Genomic DNA, 18530 nt, shown 5'->3' with positions numbered 1-18530 from the left:
AATATTGTCTGATGAGTGTATTGTGAAAAGAATAATCAGTTTTGCTTTAATGATTTGTTGTTTATCGTTGCCAGCATATGCAGAGCTGTATTTCGATATCAATGCATTACAATTATCAGACGAAGACAAAGAGAATATTAATCTGGAAAGTCTGGCAAAAACGGACTCCCATATTCCAGGCGTCTATAAAGTTAATGTTATCGTCAATAAAAGGGATATCGGCATTAAAAGCCTATCCTTTATTGACTGTGGAAATAAACTTTGTCCTGAATTATCTATCAGTTTATTGAAAGAAATCGGGGTAAAAACAGCAAGCTTCCCAGAATTAGCATCCCTTGCTGAACAAGAGATCATTTCTCAACCGGAAAAATATATTAAACAGGCGTCAGCAGAACTGGATTTAAGCGCTCTGACACTGATGTTGAATTTTCCGCAAGCTGCCATGCAATCGCAAATCAGGGGAGATATCTCTCCTGATCAGTGGGATGATGGTTTGCCTATGTTTTTCACCAATTATCATTTAACAGGAATGCAATCCTGGAATAAAAATCAAAGTGAACAGAATCAATATCTGAATTTACGTAGTGGCTTTAATTTAGGCCCGTGGCGAATTCGTCAGAATAGTTACTACAACCATACGGGTACAACATCTGAATGGAAATCGCTTAAAGCCTATGCTGAACGGGATATTCGCCCATTGAGATCTCGACTGGTATTAGGTGAAACATCTACCGATAGCATGGTATTCGATAGTTTCACCTTTAATGGCATTAAATTGATGTCTGATAGCCAAATGTTGCCAGATAGCCAACAAGGGTTTGCGCCTGTTGTCCGCGGTGTTGCTATGACTCACGCAAGAATAGAAGTGCACCAGAAAGATAATATTATTTATCAGACTTTTGTTCCGCCAGGTGCTTTTGAAATTACCGATATTTACCCCAGTAACCTGAATGGTGATCTGGAAATATCCATTTATGAAGAGAATGGCAATGTCAGAAAATTTACTCAGCCCTTTGCTGCCTCACCATTGATGATCCGTTCCGGTCAAATGAAATATTTTGCTAATATCGGTAAATTTAGCGGTGGCAAACAGGCGAGTAAAAAAAGATTTATTCAGACAGAAGCTATTTACGGGTTATGGGATAGCACCACCATTTATGGTGGAGTTATTGTTTCTTCTGACTATCAAAGTCATGCATTAGGTTTAGGACATAATTTAGGAAAAATTGGCGCGGTATCAATCGATGTCACCAATGCAGCAACTCATTTCCCAAATGGAGAAAAGAAAAGCGGGCAATCTTATCAAATACGCTACAGTAAAGGTTTTACTGAAACTAATACAACGGTGACATTGGCAGGTTATCGCTACAATACCAATGGTTATTACAGCTTCAGCGATGCTAATAATAACCACCAATTTACGGATAATAACAGAAATAGCGCGCCTAAAAACCGGATGCAAATAACAATGGGCCAAAGTTTAGGGCAATATGGCAGTCTTTCATTATCGGCCTGGCAGCAAGATTACTGGCAAGATAAAACCAGTAAGAATCAGTCATATTCTATGTCCTATAATACTAATATTCATGATATCTCTTTGTCATTGAGCTACAATTACCATCGTAATCGCTCAAACATTAATAACGATCAGGTGTTTTCATTCAATATCAGTATTCCTCTGGATAAATGGCTGCCATCAGATAATCACAGTGCATCGGTAGATTATGATACCTCTTATAACACCAACGGCAGCAGCCAACATTCAATGACATTATCCGGCTCTTTACTGGAACAACAGAATCTGAACTATAGTATTTCTCAAAATTACAGCTATGAAAAATCTGAGAAAGAAAAACAATCAGGTAATGCCGCCAGTCTATATTACAGAGGTTCATATGGTTCAATTAATGTAGGCTATACTACTGATCATAGAAAAAATCAGCGGGTTAATTATGGATTAGAGGGAGCCATTATTGCCCATCCCTATGGCGTTACCCTGGCGCAAAATATTAGCGAAAGCGGCGCTAGTGCCTTAATTCGCGCCCCCGGGGCAACCAATGCCAAGGTACTGAATAATACCTCTATCAGTACAGATTGGCGGGGATATACCGTTGTACCTTATATATCGCAATATCGGGAAAATATGTTATCCCTTGATACCAATACATTCGGTGATGATGTAGATATTGATAATCCAACTACTAAGGTCATTCCAACCAAAGGGGCATTAGTATTGGCGGACTATTCCATTCGTGTTGGTCATCGAGTATTTTTAACTTTACAACATCACGGTAAGAAACTCCCATTCGGCACGATAATCACAGGTCCAAATGGCGTTAATGGTATGGTGAATGAAAAGGGAGAAGTTTTCCTGAGTGGTGTGAGTGACACAGCAAAATTAATCGCCGATTTAGGCGATAAACAAAGCTGTCATATTCAATTCGATAGTAAATTATATCAAAAAATTAATGGTATTATTCTGACTTCATTGCGTTGTCAGTGATTAAGTAAATATATACCCTATGGATTTCAAGATGCATCGCGGCAGCAAGGGAGCGAATCCCCGGGAGCATAGATAACTATGTGACCGGGGTGAGAGAGTGCAGCCAACAAAGAGGCAACTTGAAAGATGACGGGTATATCAACAGGAATATATATGAAACGATATTTATGGTTATTAATTTATCCTCTATTTTTACTAAGTAGCTATAATTCATACGCTGACTGTGAATTAGCCCCAAGAGCAAAAATTGCCAACTTAGCATTTAATTTAAATAATTTTAAACTGAGTTTTAATACAGATAATACGAAAAGTATTTATGTAACAACTTTCAGTGCTGCCCAGATAGCTAATGAAATGGGTATTAGTGTAAAAGACCCGATTTTTTCATGTGATGAAGACAATGTATCACTAATGTTTGGTGACAGTGTTCTCCACGGAGTAAAATCAATTAAAACTCCACATGGTTCAGGAGGATTAGAGATAATCCCAAATAGGTTATACTTATATTTTATTATCTCAGGGGGAAAAATCGGTGAAAGAGGATATCCTCAAACAGATGGTTCTAATTACTCATATAATTTGGGAACAAGAAGAAACATTACCTGGGAAGATATAGGCGGTATTAGTATCTATCTTTATAAAACAGGAGCAATTGATATACCAAAAACATTCTCTAATGGCATAATGTTTAAATTAGTAGCATTAGGGAGAAGAAGTACAAACTTAATATCAATAAGGCATTCAGGTTTATATAGATTTAAGGCTACTGGCTGTATGACAACAGCCTCAACACCGAAAGTAGATTTTGGTAATATTCCCAGTTATTTATTTAAAGGAAAAGGAACAACTGCTGGTCATGCTGATTTTAATATCGGCATTGAGTGCACAGAAAAAATCGAACCTACCATTACATTTTCAGCAAGAACAATCAGTGGCGCCCCAGAAAGTATTATTCAATTAAACAGAGCTAATGCAGCGAATACAGCAAAAGGGGTTGGTGTGCAAATCTTATATATGGGAACACCCGTTCCTATTGGGAAACCATTTGTCGTCGGTCATTCTGACAGGAATGCTCGTTATAATTTACCTTTCACTGCCCGCTATTACCAAACCGATGATAGAATAACAGGCGGAAAAGCTAACGCAATAGCACATTTTACCGTTCAATATGAGTGATATTAAGTATAGACTGTAGGATATTTTATTATCAGGATAATCAACATGGAACAGACAGTTATACACACCAATCAAGCGCCGCTGCCAGAATATGACAACGGATTTATCACTCAAATCGAGTATGGAACGGTTGTTAATAACCCCCAAGTGCATTTCTGGCAAGCTCGTTTTGAACTTTCACATTATCACGATGAATTGTTCAATCAATTAAATCTCCCCTTCCCTGCTACATTAGCTAAAGCCGTCAAGAAGCGGCGGGCTGAATATCTGGCGGCTCGTTATTGCGCCAGACAACTTTTAGCGCAATTAGGGCAACCGGAATTTAATTTGATCTCCGGTAATGATCGCGCTCCAATCTGGCCGGAAGGTATTTGTGGTTCTGTTTCTCATTCAACTTATTGTGCAATTGTGCTGGCTGCGCCGCAAACTCATAACAGATTAATTGGTGTCGATGTAGAAGCTATCGTCGATCGTCAAAATATGGATGAAATCACAAGAATGATTGTCAATGACAGGGAAATTCAACTTCTGAAACATTGTCATTTACCACTTGAACAAGCGTTTACCCTTGCCTTTTCTATAAAAGAGAGCTTATATAAAGCGCTATATCCACAAGTAAAACGGTTCTTTGGCTTCGAGGCGGCGGAGATTATTGACCTATCACTTGAAAATAATGAAATAACATTAGCGTTGCGGGAAACTCTCACTCATCATTACCCAACAGGTACAATATTTCGTGGGCAATTTATTATCTACCCACAGGAAATATTAACGTTAATTACTCAATAAGTTCAAACAATAATTTCTGATGCTGACCTTGATCAGAAATTTAACCAATGAAATCGAGAACAGCCGTAGATTAACTGATTAATTATTCTATTATCTACCAATAACTCATCGAATTGATTTACAAATAGCTAAATTTTGCGACAACATCGAAATAATAAAAGAAGATAGTTCGAATTATTATAAAACCTTGCTGGATAAGGCGATTTTATGCAGCGCCGACTGGCGCTGCAACAATGGCAACAACTAAGCGGAGGGTTGAACATCCGACCAGACTGAAATAACCGCAACCGCCCGAGCCAGCCCGCCAGCGCCGTCAGTCTTCAACAGAATCGGTACCACAGACACTTGTGTCGATGCCATGTAGTTATCGTTCCCTTGTTTAACGTATCTTGCGTTTTCCCCTTCACCTTTGTGCCCAGTACTGAGTGATAAGGGTTTGTTGGCTGCATCAGTAAACATGAAGGCGACATCTTCTATTGACGAGGCCAGGGCATTCGGTTTCCCCGGCACAAAGGGTCCATCGATCCGGTAGAGCAGGCGTGAATTTTGAAAGACATCTTCATCGCCGGAACAGGTGCTGCTTATCCCTATCTGCCTGGCTGACTCTAGTGGATCTCCCGCCTGTTTACCCGCTCTTTTCACTGTTCCCCAATCCACCGATGACGGGGTAAGGACAACGGCACAGGTGGACGGTTTTTTAACGGATGAGAGGATGACGGTAGTCCATAGGGGTTTCAGCATGCCGTTAGAACCGGATATTGCTGTCGGAGTCCAGCCGATCGCGCCCACGGACAAATGACTGCCACCGGGGTTCGCATTGAAATTGCCGTCACTGTCCGGGTAAATCGCCCCGGTCACCGAACGGACACTGATATCAACCAGACCGTTGGCATCCGGGACGCAGGGAATGCTGGCGTCGGTATTCCCTTTGACCAGACTAGTTGATTGATAGGTTCCGGGTGAACCGTGCGTCTGGCAAGAGAGTGAAGATTGCCCGATATCAACCATAAAGTCGCCAGCCTTTCCTACCCGGACACTATTCGATGGAGACAAAGAGATCGATGAGCCGGTTCTCGAATCCACGCTGTAGGCCATCCGCTGCGTATCGGGGGAGACGCGACAGGTTGTCGACCAGTCAAGAGGACCGCTGGTGGTATATCCCACTATTTCATCCCGTGAATAATCACGCTTATCTTTGTTGTTCGGCATCATGGCATAGCCGGTGACGGTTACATTGCTAACCTTATTCATCAGTTCAGTTTCGCAGTCCTGATAAGTCTCCGCCGCCTGGAGGGGTAACGCGGTCAATAAAAAGAGCAGCGACGCCCCCAGTCCCATGATAGTTGGCGCGGGGTTGGCCGCATGACCGCCCCACAAACGTTCAGTGTTTAACATCCTTCTCTCTCCAAATTACTTATCTGTTCACATCGCTCTTTCACTGCCGGGGCTAACCTCGCTTTAGGGGGCGCTCCAGATGTTAAAACGATATCGGTGATATCTCATCGTGCATACCGGTCAGGCTGCCCATATGAGGGTCACGCTTATAGACACACGGCATCGGCCTGCACCAGTTTCCCGAAGGTATCGGACGACACCTGATAACGGGTGGTGCATTGTTGATCTGCCCCGTTTCCCCATTTAACTTTCACATGACCGGCGGACGGCATGCCGCTCAGATAAACCCGGCCGTTATCGCCCACAATGCCGCTGCCGGCCTGAGTTGCGTTTCCTGCCAGCGTCGCGGCGGCGCCAAAGGGCACGGGTTTGCCATGATGTGTCAGGGTCAACAGCAACTGGCTGCCCAGCCGAACCTGATAGTTGGCCAGCGTTACCGCCCCTTTGGTCGGGTAAACGTTGCGGCTGGTCTGGTCAATATCCACGCCTTCCGGCAGGGTGGACGGGTCCAGATTGATGGTGTTTTTGTGGTAGACCGATCCGCCCGGCAACACAGCGTAGCCACGCCAGTCGGTCTGTACGTTGCCGTTGCTGACCGTCACCCCTTTCGCACCGGGGGCGCGAACCAATACCGCGGTATCCCCCAGCGAGCGTGACAGCGTTATTCCGTAAGGATGGATCAACAGGGCGCCGGAAGTGCCATAGGTCAAATGCTGACTGTCTGCGTTGTCATTGTAGCCAAGATTGGCGCTTCCCTGACTGCCCTGATAGCCCAGCGACAACGCGCGACTGTTTTGCTGGCCGCTGTTCCCCCAGCCTTGCTGGAGGTTATAACTCAGGCGGTTATCCCATAACATGCCGCTGATGCCGGTCTGCTGAGAGAGGTTGCCCTGCGAGTCGCGCGAGGCGGTATAGCGGGCGTAAACGCCCCGTAACGCTGACGATGACCCAAAGAGACTGAACGGGACCTGCATATTGAATGAGACCTGACGGTTTTCCGGCCAGTGGCCCTCGCCCTTTATCCGAGAAATGTTATAGCTCAGGTTATAGCTGATCCCCATCAGCATCGCGTTGTAACCCAGACTCAAGTTGTTGTCGGTACGGCCATTCCAATAATCGTTGCGCGTCCCGGAGGCGTAAAGACTGCCCCAGCGTCCCAGTGTCTGACGCAGGTTCACCTGCCAAGTGTTCTGACGCCGGTCAAGCGCCCACGGCGCCTGATATTCATTCAGGCTGTAGCCCATGCTGTTAGCATCACTGAAACTGTAGTAATGCTCAGTGGAATAGCGGTAGGCGGCCAGATCAATGCCGGTGCCGGTACTGATCAGGTTCTTGGAATATTTCACGCGATAAGACTGGCCGAATTGCCCGCCCTCTTCCTGATCCTTGCTGCCCTGCAACTGTGCGCGGGCCAGCGTCACATCCGCAGACAGTGCGCCGAACGCCCCCAACGAAATCCCCGAGCCTAATACACTTGACTGATAGTTGCCTGCGACCAATCCCCCGCCGTACAGGGTGATACTGTTGGGCAAACCATAGACCAGCGTACCCATCGTAAATACCGGGGAACGGTTGCCATTGGTAAGGCTGCCGCCGTGATATTGACCGGCCGTCAATTCATATTTAACGCCCCCGGGCCGCTGCATCACCGGGACAGATGAAGAGGCTATTGTCGAGACGCGGGTGCGGCCATTTTCCTCTTTGACGGTTACCGTCAGGTCGCCGGCACTCCCGGTGGTATAGAGGTCGGTGAACCGAAACGGCCCCGGCGCCACTGTGGTTTGATACACAATATTGCCATTCTGGGATACCGTCACCTGCGCATTGGAGCTCGCCACACCGGTTATCTCCGGGGCAAAACCGCGCTGACTGTCGGGCAACATCGCCTCCTCCGAAGCCAGTTTCATGCCCCGAAATGGGATGCTGTCAAAAATATCGCCACCAGTATAGGTTTCACCCGCAGTGAACTCACTGCGCAGTGAGGGAATATCACGTTGTAGATAAGTATTACTCACCTGCCATTGGGTCTGTGCCGGCGTGGAAAAACCGGAGGCGCCCTCGTTGCGCTGACGATTGTAACTGTAAGTTTGCGTGCTGCGCAGACGCCACGGCCCCAGATTCAACCCGTTACGAAAAGAAGCAAACAGATTACGGGAACGTGATCCTTCCCCGTTTCCCTGGCGGTCATAACGTCCTTCCGAACCGTTGACAGTGTAGTTCATTAAAAAAGCCGGGATTCCAGAATCCCAGAGTGATGGGTCAACCGTTCCAGAGTAATGAGGCTGCATGGCGACCTGCGGGACACTGAGATCCAGACGCAAACGGGCGAAATCCAGTGTCGTGCTGGCGTGCGGGATCTGTTTCGCCAGATCCGTGATGAGGCTGTCGTCCGCTTTACCCTTAAAAGCCGGTAATCCGCGGGTATTGACCCCGTACCCTTCCAGTTGTGCGACGGTTAATACTGGTTGGAGACGGCCGTTAACCAGCCTGAATTCAATCTCGCGGTTGTCCACCTTATTCTGGTTCAGGTAGACATCGACCAGATAGCGCCCCGGAGCGACATATCCCGCGTTTTCATACGCCGAGAGATCGACATGACTGCGTTCACCGTCAGCACCCATCAGGAATGCGGGATTAAAGTATTCCCGCGCCGAGGCGGGCAGGGCCGTTGCCGTCAGTGAACACAGCAGACATAGGTAGACCGGACGGGGCCGGAAACCGCCCGGTTGACCGGACGCGCGTTGGTTACCCGCCCGCAGTGCAGACGGAAATAAAGTGTTTATTGCCATAGCTCATCTCTGCTTCTAATTAAGCTTATGCTGTTGATATTGAGGTCACTCTGCCGGTACACCGTCCGCCGATGCGGCGGGGTTATAACGGAGCGTGGCGATCCTGACTGTCGCCGGGAAAACGCCAGACCAGCGGTCCCGCTCCCCCGGCGGTAAACGAATAGGTTTGTATGCCTTTTGGCGGCACCATCGTCTGGCGAGTATGGTCATCTGCATGTTGTGTGCCTACTTTCAGGACCGAAAAGGTCAGAAAATAGGGCGTGGGATTTTCCACCCGCAACTGCGTTCCTTGAAGGGAAAATTTCACCTGTTTCGCCACCGTGGCGTTATCCCGGGCGGGGACGCCTTGAGGACGATAAAACAGCCGAATATTCATCTGTAAGGCGACCTGTACTTGCGAGTTTTTGCCGGTTTGGTGTTTAGAGGCTCCCATCTCCGGCACGGCGACGCCGGGGATAGCCCGCAGCGAGACCACAAAGGCCGATTCCCGATCCGGCGGTAACGACCCGCCAAGCTGGCGAATACGGAACGAAAATTTCCCGCCGGCTTCGACCCGTTTTAACGGCGGCAGGACAACAAAAGGGGGAACGTGCCCGGTTTTGGTGTCAAAGCGACCGGTATCAGGGTCCATCGGGCTGACAAATCCCTGTACCAGATAGCTCTGAGCCGTGTGATTGGTCATACTGAGGGTCACGCCGCCCGGACTGTCTTTAGCCACATAAGACAACTGCATCGGGGAGAACGATAACCCCTGATTCTCAGCCGCCTGCGCCTTAAACAGGCTTCCCAGCAATAGGGCGAAACAAAAGGGGGACATCATGGCCGCCCAATGCGCCCGTTTATGCCCGTTACTGACTCTCTTCACTTTCCACCTCTGGATAAAACAAGGGCGAATTTAACGCGCCACGTTGGCGGTAAACCGGTTTGAAGCCCCGCCGTAATCATTAATCATTGACCAGCTCACCGATTTTTTGTCCTGCTGTCCGGCATAGGTCACACAATCCCGTGGCGCTATCATGGAGGGATAGCGATTCAGATCGAGCGCCTGTCCGTCCAGCGTGAGGCTGTCCAGTGACAGGAAATACGGCGTGGGATTGCACGCCTTAACGCCATCGGGTTGCGACTGAAAGCGGAGCTGTCCATACGCCTCTTCCGGCAACATCGGCAAGCCCTGCGGTCGCCAGAAAAACTTAATTCGCATGCCCACGCTCATCGACGCCTGATCCCGAGTGTGCTCATTCGCCATTAGATGGGCGGCGGGGATAGCGTTCATCTGAACATACCCGAGCGATTCCCGATCCACCGGAAAGGGGGGCAAATTAAACGTCGGCAAAATACGCAGGCTGTTCTGACTATTGGCCTCCAGCCTGAATAGCGGCGGCGTCACCACAAACGCCGGGGCGGTTTTCGCCTGATCCCCTGTGATTCTCACCTGAACCAGCCACGCCTGAGACGTGGTATTGACCACTGTCAGCATCTGCGCCCGCGCCCCCTGGGTAAAAATCACCCGGGTTTTATTCAGGCTGATACCGGCGGCCTGACAGGGTTCTACGCTGATCACGCCTAACCCCAGCCAGAATAGTAGTGGCGCCAGCCTGTACCGCGTTGTGCGTACCCGACCTGTTTCCACAACGCCTCCTGATACCTGAGCGACACTCAGTGGTAGTCAAATTGAAATTGAATGTGCGCGGTCAGTTCACCGGGGGTGGGGACAGCCGTGCCGGATTCATGCCGCATATCCATCTGGAAGGTGATTTGACCGTCTTTAGCGGCGCTACCCGGTGACGCTAAATCCACATAATCGCCATTTTTCAGGTAGCTTCCCAGCCCGCCTCCCGGTGATTGATAGCGCAGGCCAAAACCCACGTTTTCCGCCACAGAGGAAGATTTATCCCGAAATAACGTCGGGTGGTTTTCCGGTGTGGGGCCGGCTATTTTAATCGCCGGAGTACGGCCCGCTCTGGCTGATCCCGCGCAGCCTGACAATGCCAGCGTAACAGGCTTGTTGTCCGCCGCTGCGATATGTTCCGTGCTGCTGCGCTGCACTTCGTTAAGCGGGATGGATGAGAACTCGACACGGGATGTCTGTACGTTGAGTTCGCAGGTTGGCTGTTCCAGCGTCAGAGCCAGCGTCAGTTCTGCCGTGTTTGAACTGGCTCCCCCAGGTAGGGAGGCGGTACAGAGCAAACCGGCCAGTGTTGTCCGTCTGATAAGAGTCCACGGTTTGCACATTACGGTATCTCCCCTTGATAGGTGGATTCTCCGCCGAGGTCATTAATTACCCTCCAGCTCACTTTGGCCGGGTAATGTGCCCCTTTGAGGGGTAAAAACAGAGCCGAAAACGGTGAGAGCATGTTCTCTTTCTGTTGCTTCGTCATCAGCTCCTGTCCGCCCACTTTCAGGGAGGCGAAGGTGATGTAATAGGGGGACGGATTCGTGACCGTTATCCCCTCGGCTGTTGGTTTGAAGCGCAGTGAACCAAACCCTTGCTCCGAAGAAACCGGCAGCCCTGACGGGCGATACATCAATTTAATTGTGTTAGCCAGAGCAACCTGTACTCCCCCGGTGATCTGCTTACCAGAGGGATTAGCGGATTCGGAGCTTAATGGGATGGCTTGTGCAGTAAACCAGAACAGGGATTCCCGGTCGACGGGCAGTGCCTGTCCGGTTTTGATGATACGTACTTGATTCTGGCTGCCGGGCTCCATACGAAACAGGGGCGGAGTTACTACAAACGGCGCGGTTTTGCCCCCCTGTGGAGCAGTGCTGACCGTCATTTGCATCAGATAGACGGCCTCTTGACTGCTGTTGCGTAGCGAAGCGGTTGCAGCGTGGCTATCCGCCCGGTAGATAATGCGGGTGGCATTGATCCCCACCCCCTCCGCCTGTGCGGAAGCGATCGGGCAGCCTAACAGACCGGCCACCATCATCGTTGTCATCAATCTTTTCACTGAATCACCTGAATGTGTCTGGTTTGGTGTTGCATCGGCAAGAATTGGACTTCCCTGTCCAATTCCGCTGCTATGATGCCCTTAGCACTTGATGGCGTATGATTATTTATAAACCACTTGGAATGTTACTGGTGCTATTACTTCTTGGGCTGCTGGTACGGTGGTTTTGGACTTGGAAACCAGTGCCACTTTGAATTTTTTCATGCCCTCCCCATCTGTTGGACTGGCTGGATCGAATTCTTTGGCATCAGCGGCGATAATAATAGGAGTTGCTTTAGTCATGGCGTTATTCGTCGTGTCATACACAGCCACCCCTACGTCAGCCTTAGCATTGGCGTTGAAGATCTTGTCGTTACCAGTAAGAGTCTGTCCCAAAACCTGTACTTGAATATCTTGTGAAGGAGTGAATTTAGTACTGTTTGTGACATTTCCCATTTTGTTACTACAGTTAGCTAATTTAACCTCTAAGTCTTTTCCTAAAGAATGAGCAGTAGCGATGTCAGTACCAATGTTTGACTGGGTAACTGTTCCCATATCTAAAGTGTAGGAGCCGTTATTACCAGCAATGTCCGTACCTGTGACATTGAGATCACAGGTTGAGGCACCTATGGTAGCCAGCACGTTTACCGTAGCACCACCTGAAGCATGTGCCATACCCATCCCCATGCTCAGGAGCACTGCGGCTAATACGCTGGTTTTCATCATTTGCTTTTTCATTTCATCTATTCCTTATCTACATCTATTTACATACATTTTGCCTAAAACAACATCACGACAGATTAAACAGTCAGGCCGCCAAGGCGGTGCGTTTACTGGTCATTTAGAGTTATTTTGTTCGGTTATTAACTTGATGAAATATATGAATATAAATATTCACCTTATGAAATCATTTGTGACTTATACCATTTGGTTTCAGGATTTCAGCCTTTTGCATAAGAAAATGAATATTAAATTGCTCAAAAAACGAGCTTTTTGCGGGCCATAATATACGTAATGAAAGAAATAATTTCTTTTTGAAATCAAAAAATTAAGTAATTTTTTACAAAAAAATACAAAAAATCTCTTTTAAGTGATGAAATTTTCCGTATACTGCCCCGGCGGTTGAAGATAACCGAACAAAATAACTCTAAATGTTCGGTTTTTTGTCCCATGTCAAAACCTGATGTCATTGAAAGCCACACCACTACTTTGAGTAAGGCTTTTCCTCGCTCTTACGCTTTCTTACCCTTGCGCAGAAACAAGGGTTTCCAGAATTGCAAAAAGCATTGCATTAATTATTCTTATTGATTTCCAGTGTTGAGGGGATTGGTTAAGCTCCGATATCAAGTTCGTTTTGAACCATCATGTTCAATCTACGCGGTATTAAAACCGTTCTGCATTGAATATATTGAGTGTTGAAGAGGTGTCCTGCGTAAATCGTATCTAGATACCTATATAATTTAAGCCTCGAATTCATCTAAAATAGAATTAATTTCCTTAAAAAATCCAAATTAATCCGCCAAATAGTGCTTCAAGTCATCCTTTATTACTTCATTAAATTTAAAAAAATCAAATAATTATATAGCCTATAGATTTAAAGAATTCCGATAATCTAGGAAATGCCGAAAAACTCAGGAAAAAAGAATGTAACAACATATTGCTATCCAACTCTTGATACAGCGGTATATCCGACTGTATTGCGGAGGATATCTCCTTATTCGGCATTGAACTAAAACAAAATGCATAATTTTATCTTATTACGCCATTTAGAGTTTAATTTAGAAAGGAAACAACAGTTCTCTATCAATAAATAAAACCACTCTTTGGGTTTTAACCAGCGGAAATTATTGCCTTATCCCTCAAGAATAATGAAATCACATTACGATTGAGGGAAACTCTCATCTATCATTTTCAATAAAAATTCTATTTACTTAATATCCTTTTCCGTATTTATCTGTGAGTTATTGCCCACAGCAATTAATTCTTCCAACAAAGCTGAAAGCTGAACCAGTTTTTCCGGCGAAAAGGCTTTTTCAATAGCCTGATATCCCTGTTCCACCTGCTCTTTCGCCTTTTCATAAAGTTTCTGACCATCCGGGGTTAAAGAAACATAAAGTTTGCGTTGGTCATTCATCGGTTTAAGACGAAAGATCAAGCCATCACGCTCCATGCGAGTCAATATCCCGGTCAAACTTGGGCGAAGAATACAGGTCTGGCAAGATAAATCATAAAAATCAATCGACCGATTATCAGACAGTACGCGGATAATACGCCACTGCTGTTCAGTCAAATTATGACTCTTAAGGATTGGGCGAAAAAAACCCATCGCGGTTTCTCGCGCTTGAAGTAATGCAATTGTCAGAGATTCATGCATGGGTAATGAAGGCTCTTATTTAGTTAATTACTGATTTACGAGTGCTATCTCACTCTATAACCACAATAAAAAAGACTAGCACGTCCCTCAGTCAACCACAAAGAAAAAATCATAAAAATATTAATAAGTAAACAAAAATAAACTCTGAAAATCAGGTTAATAAAAGGTTAATACAGGAGCAATCACTTTATCCACAAAAAGATTAATACACTGATTAATAACGATAAAAAATAAATTTAGTAGAGATATTGTTACTGAGATCACAATTAAAATTAACAAACACATTAACATATTGCAACAGTGCGCCTTGTAGTTTATTAATATATTAATAAATGCATCTTAAAACCACCAGTTTAAGTTCATGAGGAATCGTTAATGAAAGGCACTGTCTTCGCCGTAGCCCTCAACCATCAGAGCCAGGTAGATTTCTGGCGTGACTCATTTCAGCAAGCACCGTATAGCACTTTACCTAAGACACCTGTGTGGTTTATTAAACCACGGAATACCGTTATCACCTCCGGTGAAGCGATTCCCCATCCTGTAGGTGAAGAGGTTCAAAGCGGCGCGACGCTGGCATTAATAATAGGTAAAACCGCCCGCAAAGTTGCTATCGAAAACGCAGCCGAATATATCGCAGGTTATGCATTAGCTAATGAAGTCAGCCTGCCTGAAACCGCTTTTTATCGTCCGGCAATTAAAGCTAAGTGTCGTGATGGCTTTTGCCCCATAGGCCAAATGGCTCATCCTGAATCAATTGATGCGTTAGATATCATTACCGAAATCAATGGTCAGGAAGTCAATCGCTGGTCAACCGCCGATCTGGTGCGTTCAGCCGCGGAATTAGTCGCAGCATTAAGTGATTTCGCAACTCTCAAAGAGGGAGATGTCATCCTGCTTGGGACGCCACACCAACGTGTCGCTATCAAGCCGGGCGATAAAGTTGTTATTCGGGCAGCAGGTTTCCCATCACTGGAAAATCAGGTTGTGCAAGCGGGAGAAAAAGCATGAAACACGCAAGAGTTCACTATCAAGGTTGCGATTTGATTGTTACTGTCGATGAACAGGAAAATGTCTGTCTGACAGATGGCAGCAAAATCAGCGGCGAATCCGTCCAATGGTTGCCCCCCGCAAACGGCACCCTGTTCGCCCTCGGTTTGAATTATGCTGATCACGCCACCGAGCTGGAATTTAAGCCCCCCAAAGAACCGCTGGTTTTTATCAAGGCCGCCAATACCCTGACCGGTCATCGTCAGGTTTCCGTTCGCCCTGATAATGTGGAATACATGCATTATGAAGCCGAACTGGTTGTTGTCATCGGCAAAGCCGCCCACAAAGTCACCAAAGAACAGGCGATGGATTACGTTGCCGGGTACACCGTCTGTAACGATTACGCAATCCGTGACTATCTGGAAAATTATTATCGCCCTAATCTCCGGGTAAAAAGCCGCGATACATTGACTCCCATCGGTCCGTGGTTCGTCGATAAAGAAGATGTACCCGATCCACATAATCTGACACTAAGCACTTGGGTTAATGGTGAATTACGTCAACGCGGTACAACCGCTGATCTGATCTTCAATATTCCATTCTTGATCGCTTATCTAAGCGACTTTATGACGTTGCAACCGGGAGACATGATCGCCACCGGGACGCCAAAAGGATTATCCGATGTGGCGCCGGGAGATGAAGTTATTGTTGAAGTTGAAGGTGTTGGACGTCTGGTCAACCGTATTGTCAGCCAGCAAGAGTATGAGGAGAGCCTGTAATGACCATAATTAACCATTGGATCAACGGCAAAAACGTCAGCAGTAAAACCTATTTTGAAACCACAAATCCTGCTACCGGCGAAGTGCTGGCAGAAGTCGCTGCCGGTGGTCAAGAGGAGATTGATCAAGCCGTCGTCGCCGCCAAGGAAGCATTCCCCAAATGGGCAGATCTGCCGATGAAAGAGCGTGCACGCCTGATGCGCCGTTTGGGTGAGTTGATCGATGAAAATGTGCCTGAAATCGCCGCAATGGAAACCAAAGATACCGGTCTGCCCATTCATCAAACACAAAATGTCCTGATCCCACGCGCTTCTCACAACTTCAACTTCTTTGCTGAAATTTGTCAGCAAATGAACGGTCATACCTATCCCGTCGATGACAAGATGCTCAACTACACACTGGTGCAACCCGTTGGCGTTTGTGCGCTGATTTCTCCGTGGAACGTGCCATTTATGACCGCCACCTGGAAAGTAGCTCCCTGTTTAGCACTAGGTAACACCGCAGTACTGAAAATGTCAGAACTCTCCCCATTAACCGCAAACCGTTTAGGCGAATTGGCACTAGAAGCCGGTATCCCTGCCGGTGTGCTGAATGTGGTTCAGGGATATGGCGCTACCGCCGGTGACGCGCTGGTGAAACATCACGATGTACGCGCGGTTTCGTTTACCGGCGGTACCGTAACCGGCCGTCAGATTATGAAAAACGCCGGCCTGAAAAAATATTCAATGGAGCTAGGAGGAAAATCCCCAGTTCTGATTTTCGAAGATGCAGATATTGAGCGAGCACTGGATGCCGCCCTGTTCACCATTTTCTCTATCAACGGTGAACGCTGTACCGCAGGTTCACGTATTTTTATTCAGCAAAGTATCTACCCTGAGTTTATTAAGCGTTTTGCTGAACGCGCTAATCGTTTACGGGTGGGTGATCCACAAGATCCAAACACTCAGATCGGCGCACTTATTAGCAAACCGCATTGGGAAAAAGTCTCCGGCTATATCCGTCTGGGAGTAGAAGAAGGCGCCACGTTGCTGGCTGGCGGCCCAGATAAACCGATTGATTTACCGGCGCACCTAAAAGAGGGCAATTTCCTACGCCCAACGGTTCTGGCGGATGTTGATAACCGTATGCGAGTTGCTCAGGAGGAGATCTTCGGCCCTGTCGCCTGCCTGCTGCCATTCAAAGATGAAGCAGAAGGTCTGCGCCTGGCAAATGACGTGGAGTACGGTCTGGCTTCTTATATCTGGACGCAAGATGTCAGCAAGGTATTGCGTCTGGCCCGTAATATTGAAGCCGGCATGGTATTCGTCAACACCCAGAACGTCCGTGACCTGCGTCAACCATTCGGCGGCGTGAAAGCCTCCGGCACCGGCCGTGAAGGCGGTGAATACAGCTTTGAAGTGTTTGCTGAGATGAAAAACGTCTGTATCTCTATGGGGGATCATCACATCCCGCGTTGGGGAGTCTAACCGTTTCATCAGCGTTAACCACTGCGAATTCCGGTTCGCCGTCCTGATATCAAATGAGGATTTTATGGGTAAGTTAGCGTTAGCAGCCAAAATTACACATGTGCCATCCATGTATCTGTCTGAATTACCGGGAAAGCATCACGGTTGCCGTCAGGGGGCCATTGATGGTCACAAAGAGATTAGCCGCCGTTGTCGCGAAATGGGGGTCGATACCATTATTGTGTTTGATACGCATTGGCTGGTGAATAGTGCCTATCACATCAATTGCGCCGACCATTTCTCCGGCATTTACACCAGTAATGAATTACCCCACTTCATCCGGGATATGAGTTATGAATATGACGGCAATCCTGAATTGGGGCAAATGATCGCAGAAGAGGCGCGCAGTGTCGGCGTACGCGCTCAGGCGCATGAAATCCCAAGCCTGAAACTGGAGTATGGCACGCTGGTACCAATGCGTTACATGAATAGTGACCGGCATTTTAAAGTGGTCTCAATCTCCGCATTCTGTACTGTCCATGCTTTTGAAGACAGTCGTCGTCTTGGGGAAGCGATTCTGAAAGCGATTGAAAAATATGACGGCACCGTTGCTGTACTCGCCAGCGGTTCCCTTTCTCACCGTTTTATTGATGATCAGCGTGCTGAAGAAGGCATGAACAGCTACACCCGAGAATTCGACGAACAGATGGATCATCGGGTGGTTCAGCTCTGGAAAGAGGGCAAATTCAAAGAGTTCTGCAAGATGTTGCCGGAATATGCAGATTATTGTTATGGCGAAGGCAATATGCACGACACAGTGATGCTATTAGGTCTACTCGGTTGGGATAAATATGACGGTAAAGTGGAATTTTTGACCGAACTGTTTGCCAGTTCCGGCACCGGACAAGTCAACGCCGTATTCCCGCTACCTGATTACATCGCCAATAACAGTCTATCCCCTGATTTGGAGTAACCTATGCCACATTTTTATGCTGAATGTACAGAAAACATCCGCGAACAAGCCAATTTGCCGGAGTTGTTTGCCAAAGTGAATCAGGCGCTGGCGGATACCGGCATTTTCCCATTAGGAGGAATACGCAGCCGCGCCATCTGGCTAGATACCTGGCAAATGGCTGATGGTAAACACGATTACGCATTCGTCCATATGACACTAAAAATCGGCGCAGGACGCAGCCTTGAAAGCCGTCAACAGGTTGGTGAGATACTGTTTCCTCTGATCAAACAACATTTTGCCTCGCTGATGGCGCAACGTTACCTTGCCCTCTCTTTTACGATGGAAGAATTAGATCCGGTATTGAACTACAAACAAAACAACGTCCATGCCTTGTTTCGTAAGGAGTAG

Annotated in this window: 16 protein-coding genes; 8 read left to right on the top strand and 8 right to left on the bottom strand. The window is 47.0% G+C overall.

The annotated features are described in order from the left end of the window. Window positions 1-22 precede the first annotated feature (22 nt). The 3 genes from BA1DRAFT_RS11970 to BA1DRAFT_RS11960 all read left to right on the top strand — a co-directional run bounded on the left by BA1DRAFT_RS11970 (window position 23) and on the right by BA1DRAFT_RS11960 (window position 4468). Window positions 23-2503 carry a fimbria/pilus outer membrane usher protein gene (locus BA1DRAFT_RS11970; protein ID WP_036779333.1) on the top strand — a complete coding sequence of 827 codons (2481 nt, stop codon included), beginning with the start codon at window positions 23-25 and terminating at the stop codon, window positions 2501-2503. A 153-nt stretch (window positions 2504-2656) separates the two neighbouring features. After that, entirely contained in the window at window positions 2657-3679 is a 1023-nt protein-coding gene (locus tag BA1DRAFT_RS11965; protein WP_036779330.1) for a fimbrial protein, read from the top strand. Between the two features lie 45 nt (window positions 3680-3724). Beyond that, window positions 3725-4468: a 4'-phosphopantetheinyl transferase family protein gene (locus tag BA1DRAFT_RS11960; protein ID WP_051560763.1), complete on the top strand. Its 744-nt coding sequence runs from the start codon at window positions 3725-3727 to the stop codon at window positions 4466-4468. A gap of 243 nt (window positions 4469-4711) precedes the next feature. Here BA1DRAFT_RS11960 and BA1DRAFT_RS11955 read toward each other — a convergent pair whose 3' ends face one another. From BA1DRAFT_RS11955 to hpaR, 8 genes are all read right to left on the bottom strand, one after another. Then, the gene (locus tag BA1DRAFT_RS11955; protein ID WP_036779328.1) at window positions 4712-5863 is read right to left on the bottom strand and encodes a hypothetical protein; all 1152 of its coding nucleotides are present in this window, start codon (window positions 5861-5863) and stop codon (window positions 4712-4714) included. Between the two features lie 146 nt (window positions 5864-6009). Further along, window positions 6010-8652 (bottom strand): fimbria/pilus outer membrane usher protein, encoded by a 2643-nt coding sequence (locus tag BA1DRAFT_RS11950; RefSeq protein ID WP_036779325.1) that lies wholly within the window; start codon window positions 8650-8652, stop codon window positions 6010-6012. Window positions 8653-8734: 82 nt separating this feature from the next. Next, window positions 8735-9517 (bottom strand): fimbrial biogenesis chaperone, encoded by a 783-nt coding sequence (locus BA1DRAFT_RS11945; protein WP_051560762.1) that lies wholly within the window; start codon window positions 9515-9517, stop codon window positions 8735-8737. Window positions 9518-9547: 30 nt separating this feature from the next. After that, entirely contained in the window at window positions 9548-10213 is a 666-nt protein-coding gene (locus tag BA1DRAFT_RS11940; protein WP_036779370.1) for a fimbrial biogenesis chaperone, read from the bottom strand. Between the two features lie 95 nt (window positions 10214-10308). Then, a complete protein-coding gene (locus BA1DRAFT_RS11935; RefSeq protein ID WP_036779323.1) occupies window positions 10309-10884 on the bottom strand; it encodes a fimbrial protein in 576 nt (191 codons plus the stop codon). Next, complete coding sequence (locus BA1DRAFT_RS11930) at window positions 10884-11603, bottom strand: fimbrial biogenesis chaperone (protein ID WP_051560760.1); 720 nt, start codon at window positions 11601-11603, stop codon at window positions 10884-10886. The genes BA1DRAFT_RS11935 and BA1DRAFT_RS11930 overlap by 1 nt, the downstream gene beginning before the upstream one ends. A 102-nt stretch (window positions 11604-11705) precedes the next feature. Beyond that, window positions 11706-12320 carry a fimbrial protein gene (locus tag BA1DRAFT_RS11925; protein WP_036779320.1) on the bottom strand — a complete coding sequence of 205 codons (615 nt, stop codon included), beginning with the start codon at window positions 12318-12320 and terminating at the stop codon, window positions 11706-11708. Between the two features lie 1189 nt (window positions 12321-13509). Beyond that, window positions 13510-13956 (bottom strand): homoprotocatechuate degradation operon regulator HpaR, encoded by a 447-nt coding sequence (gene hpaR / locus BA1DRAFT_RS11920; protein ID WP_036779317.1) that lies wholly within the window; start codon window positions 13954-13956, stop codon window positions 13510-13512. Between the two features lie 375 nt (window positions 13957-14331). Here hpaR and BA1DRAFT_RS11915 point away from each other — a divergent pair, with 375 nt between their 5' ends. From BA1DRAFT_RS11915 to BA1DRAFT_RS11895, 5 genes are all read left to right on the top strand, one after another. After that, on the top strand, window positions 14332-14964 hold the full coding sequence (locus tag BA1DRAFT_RS11915; RefSeq protein WP_036779315.1) for a fumarylacetoacetate hydrolase family protein: 633 nt from the start codon (window positions 14332-14334) through the stop codon (window positions 14962-14964). Then, the gene (locus BA1DRAFT_RS11910; protein ID WP_036779313.1) at window positions 14961-15722 is read left to right on the top strand and encodes a fumarylacetoacetate hydrolase family protein; all 762 of its coding nucleotides are present in this window, start codon (window positions 14961-14963) and stop codon (window positions 15720-15722) included. The genes BA1DRAFT_RS11915 and BA1DRAFT_RS11910 overlap by 4 nt, the downstream gene beginning before the upstream one ends. After that, a complete protein-coding gene (gene hpaE, locus BA1DRAFT_RS11905; RefSeq protein WP_036779311.1) occupies window positions 15722-17188 on the top strand; it encodes a 5-carboxymethyl-2-hydroxymuconate semialdehyde dehydrogenase in 1467 nt (488 codons plus the stop codon). The genes BA1DRAFT_RS11910 and hpaE overlap by 1 nt, the downstream gene beginning before the upstream one ends. A 64-nt stretch (window positions 17189-17252) precedes the next feature. Beyond that, on the top strand, window positions 17253-18140 hold the full coding sequence (gene hpaD / locus BA1DRAFT_RS11900) for a 3,4-dihydroxyphenylacetate 2,3-dioxygenase (RefSeq protein WP_036779308.1): 888 nt from the start codon (window positions 17253-17255) through the stop codon (window positions 18138-18140). 3 nt (window positions 18141-18143) lie between these two features. Beyond that, window positions 18144-18530 carry a 5-carboxymethyl-2-hydroxymuconate Delta-isomerase gene (locus tag BA1DRAFT_RS11895; RefSeq protein ID WP_036779306.1) on the top strand — a complete coding sequence of 129 codons (387 nt, stop codon included), beginning with the start codon at window positions 18144-18146 and terminating at the stop codon, window positions 18528-18530.

This window comes from Photorhabdus aegyptia (assembly GCF_000612035.1).
GTDB lineage: Bacteria > Pseudomonadota > Gammaproteobacteria > Enterobacterales > Enterobacteriaceae > Photorhabdus > Photorhabdus akhurstii.
The sequence above is the reverse complement of the archived record's forward strand: the minus strand, read 5'-3'. Positions and strand labels throughout refer to the sequence as shown.

Excerpts from the sequence above, each read along its gene's own strand:
- BA1DRAFT_RS11955 (WP_036779328.1), bottom strand. The coding sequence starts at position 5,863 with ATGTTAAACACTGAACGTTTGTGGGGCGGTCATGCGGCCAACCCCGCG.
- BA1DRAFT_RS11960 (WP_051560763.1), top strand. The coding sequence starts at position 3,725 with ATGGAACAGACAGTTATACACACCAATCAAGCGCCGCTGCCAGAATAT.
- hpaD (WP_036779308.1), top strand. The coding sequence starts at position 17,253 with ATGGGTAAGTTAGCGTTAGCAGCCAAAATTACACATGTGCCATCCATG.
- BA1DRAFT_RS11965 (WP_036779330.1), top strand. The coding sequence starts at position 2,657 with ATGAAACGATATTTATGGTTATTAATTTATCCTCTATTTTTACTAAGT.
- BA1DRAFT_RS11925 (WP_036779320.1), bottom strand. The coding sequence starts at position 12,320 with ATGAAAAAGCAAATGATGAAAACCAGCGTATTAGCCGCAGTGCTCCTG.
- BA1DRAFT_RS11915 (WP_036779315.1), top strand. The coding sequence starts at position 14,332 with ATGAAAGGCACTGTCTTCGCCGTAGCCCTCAACCATCAGAGCCAGGTA.
- BA1DRAFT_RS11935 (WP_036779323.1), bottom strand. The coding sequence starts at position 10,884 with ATGTGCAAACCGTGGACTCTTATCAGACGGACAACACTGGCCGGTTTG.
- BA1DRAFT_RS11895 (WP_036779306.1), top strand. The coding sequence starts at position 18,144 with ATGCCACATTTTTATGCTGAATGTACAGAAAACATCCGCGAACAAGCC.
- BA1DRAFT_RS11950 (WP_036779325.1), bottom strand. The coding sequence starts at position 8,652 with ATGGCAATAAACACTTTATTTCCGTCTGCACTGCGGGCGGGTAACCAA.
- hpaE (WP_036779311.1), top strand. The coding sequence starts at position 15,722 with ATGACCATAATTAACCATTGGATCAACGGCAAAAACGTCAGCAGTAAA.
- hpaR (WP_036779317.1), bottom strand. The coding sequence starts at position 13,956 with ATGCATGAATCTCTGACAATTGCATTACTTCAAGCGCGAGAAACCGCG.
- BA1DRAFT_RS11910 (WP_036779313.1), top strand. The coding sequence starts at position 14,961 with ATGAAACACGCAAGAGTTCACTATCAAGGTTGCGATTTGATTGTTACT.